Raw genomic sequence first — 2,994 nt, 5'->3', positions numbered from 1 at the left:
CGGCAGCTCCTACAGGGGGGCGGTGGGGATATTTATGCGTGTGTTGAAGATGGGGCTGGTGTTGGTGTTGTGGGTATTTGCCCTCAGCGCCCGGGCCGAGTTGACGTTCCCGGCGCTGAGCGGACGGGTGGTGGACGACGCGCAGATGATCGAGCCGTCGGTGCGTGCGCAATTGAATCAGCAGTTGCAGGCCCACGAACAGGCGACCGGCGAGCAATTGGTGGTGGTCACGCTGCCCAATCTGCAGGGCACCACCATCGAGGATTTCGGTGTTCAGCTCGGTCGGCACTGGGCCATCGGCCAGAAGGATAAGAACAACGGCGCGCTGCTGATCGTCGCCCGTGACGAGCGCAAACTGCGCATTGAAGTCGGTTATGGTCTGGAAGATCGACTCACCGATGCGCAAACGTCGGTGATCATCCATCAAGTGATCACACCGGCCTTCAAGACCGGCAACTTCAGCAAAGGCATCAGCGACGGCGTCGCGGCGATGTTGGTGGTGCTCGGCGGCAATCCGCTGGACGAGCCGTCGACGGTGTATGAATCGAATGGTGATCCGTCCGATGATTTCATCTCGCGCCATCCCGGATTGTTCGTTTTTCTGTTGATGCTGTTCATCCTGGCGGTGTTTGTCTTCCAGATGCTCGGTATCCTTCCCGCCGGCCGTGGCGGTGGTGGCGGAGGCGGCGGCTTTGGTGGTGGCGGTTTTGGCGGCGGCGGCGGTGGCGGTGGCGGCGGGGGCTTCAGCGGTGGCGGGGGCAGTTTCGGCGGCGGTGGATCGTCCGGCGGCTGGTGACATTAAAACAATAATGAGCAGGCACTTTTCGACATGGCACTACTGACCGAACATCAACAACGCAAAGTCGCCGAGGCCATTGCCCGGGTCGAGCGCGACACCGACGCCGAACTGGTGACAGTACTCGCGGCGCGCGCCGACGATTACGCGTACATCCCGCTGCTGTGGGCGAGTTTGCTGGCGCTGGTGGTGCCGGGTGTCGTGCATTACCTGACCGGCTGGCTGACCCTGCACAGTCTGCTGCTGGTGCAGTGGGGCGCGTTTATCGTGCTGTGCCTGCTGTTTCGTCTGCCGAAAATCACCACGCATCTGGTGCCGCGTCGCGTACGCCATTGGCGTGCGTCGAACCTGGCGCGCAGGCAGTTTCTCGAGCAGAACCTGCATCACACGGTGGGCAGCACCGGCATGCTGATTTTTGTCTGCGAGGCGGAGCGGTATGTGGAGATTCTGGTGGATGAGGGGATTTCCAGTCGGCTGGACAACAAGCGTTGGGATGCGATTGTCGCGGCGTTTACCGAGCAGGTGCGGCAGGGGCAGACGCTGGAGGGGTTTGTGACGTGCATTGAGGCGTGTGGGGCATTGCTGAAAGTGCATGTGCCGGTGACGCAGGTGAGGAATGAATTGCCCAATCGGTTGGTGGTGTTGGCCTGATTCTCCCAGGCTCAGCAGTCCCCTGTGGCGAGGGGATTTATCCCCGTTGGGCTGCGAAGCGGCCCCATGCGATGTGTCAATCAAAGCAGACATTCAGATTTTGCGCCTGTTGCGCAGCCGAGCGGGGATAAATCCCCTCGCCACAATGGATTGTGCCGTTCGGTAAATAAGAGGGTGTCCCCAACCCCCATCCCCCCTAAAATACCCGCCATTCCCGATTTCGCCCGTCCGAGGCCGCTTTTCCATGTCCGTTACCGCGCCGTCCACCAAGCCTGCACCCGATCACCACGTCCAGTTCATCGAGCTGCTGCAGACCAGCCTCGACCAGAACGGTTTCATCAAACTGGTGCTGGCCAAATACGTCGGTGAAGAAGCGGATCTGCAACGGGTCATCATCAAAGCGGTCACCGTCAAAGCGCAGCCGAACCTGTCCTTCGTCTATCGCTACAAAACCCGCGACATCACCAAAAATCTGCCGCTGAGTGAAGCCGTAGCGACGATTGCCGCGCTGCTGCCGACTGCGTTCAAAAATGCGCATTTGCTCACTGTGACTGACGAAGCTCAGCTCGAATACAGCAAAAAGGGCAAGAGTTCGCTGTTCAAGAGCCAACCTCAGCAATTGCGCGAAGCGCCGTCTGCCGAGCACAACCGTGAAAAAAACCGCTTCCTCGAACTGAGCCGACCGTTCCTCAAGGACCTCGGCGTGACCAACGCGCAGCAAGAGCTGATTCCGGCGATGTCGCGCAAGTGGAAGCAGATCAACAAGTTCATCGAAGTGTTCAGCCACGCGCTGACCTCGTCGCCGCTGGCGCTGGACAAACCGGTACGCGTGGCCGACTTCGGTTCGGGCAAGGGGTACCTGACCTTTGCGATTCACGATTACCTGCGCAACACCTTGAAGGCCGAAGGCGAAGTCACCGGCGTCGAGCTGCGTGAAGACATGGTCAACCTGTGCAACGCTGCGGCGGCGAAACTCGATCATCCGGGGCTGGTGTTCAAGTGCGGTGATGTGCGCAGCGTCGCGCCGAGCGAACTGGACGTGATGATCGCCCTGCATGCCTGCGACATCGCTACCGACTACGCGATCCACACCGGCATTCGTTCGGGGGCGTCGATCATCATGTGCTCGCCGTGCTGCCACAAGCAGATCCGCCTGCAAATCCAGAGCCCGGCGCTGCTCAAGCCGATGCTGCAATACGGTTTGCACCTGGGCCAGCAGGCGGAAATGGTCACTGACAGCTTGCGCGCATTGTTCCTTGAGGCGTGTGGTTATGAAACCAAGGTGTTCGAATTCATCTCGCTCGATCACACCAACAAGAACAAGATGATCCTCGCGGTGAAGCGCGCCGAGCCGGTCGACCCCGCGCAGCTGTTGGTGAAGATTGCCGAGTTGAAGGCGTTCTACCACATCAGCGAGCACTGCCTGGAAACCCTGCTGCGCGCCGACGGCTACCTGGCCTGACGATTATTGTCTTGAAATACACACCCTGTAGGAGCTGCCGAAGGCTGCGATCTTTTGATCTTCAAAAACAAAATCAAAAGATCGC

Annotated in this window: 3 protein-coding genes; all 3 read left to right on the top strand. The window is 59.7% G+C overall.

From position 1 onward, the window contains the following. Positions 1–34: 34 nt before the first annotated feature. The 3 genes from PMI37_RS27430 (at position 35) to PMI37_RS27420 (ending at position 2,909) form a co-directional block, all read left to right on the top strand. The gene (locus PMI37_RS27430; RefSeq protein WP_045123314.1) at positions 35–796 is read left to right on the top strand and encodes a TPM domain-containing protein; all 762 of its coding nucleotides are present in this window, start codon (positions 35–37) and stop codon (positions 794–796) included. A 33-nt stretch (positions 797–829) separates the two neighbouring features. Next, a complete protein-coding gene (locus PMI37_RS27425) occupies positions 830–1,447 on the top strand; it encodes a TPM domain-containing protein (protein WP_008087512.1) in 618 nt (205 codons plus the stop codon). Between the two features lie 244 nt (positions 1,448–1,691). Next, on the top strand, positions 1,692–2,909 hold the full coding sequence (locus tag PMI37_RS27420) for a class I SAM-dependent methyltransferase (protein ID WP_008087511.1): 1,218 nt from the start codon (positions 1,692–1,694) through the stop codon (positions 2,907–2,909). Positions 2,910–2,994 lie beyond the last annotated feature (85 nt).

It is taken from the genome of Pseudomonas sp. GM80 (genome assembly GCF_000282515.1).
Lineage (GTDB): Bacteria > Pseudomonadota > Gammaproteobacteria > Pseudomonadales > Pseudomonadaceae > Aquipseudomonas.
The sequence above is the reverse complement of the archived record's forward strand: the minus strand, read 5'-3'. Positions and strand labels throughout refer to the sequence as shown.

What these genes read in the sequence shown, in the direction of transcription:
- PMI37_RS27420 (WP_008087511.1), top strand. Translation starts at nt 1,692, where the DNA reads ATGTCCGTTACCGCGCCGTCCACCAAGCCTGCACCCGATCACCACGTC.
- PMI37_RS27430 (WP_045123314.1), top strand. Translation starts at nt 35, where the DNA reads ATGCGTGTGTTGAAGATGGGGCTGGTGTTGGTGTTGTGGGTATTTGCC.
- PMI37_RS27425 (WP_008087512.1), top strand. Translation starts at nt 830, where the DNA reads ATGGCACTACTGACCGAACATCAACAACGCAAAGTCGCCGAGGCCATT.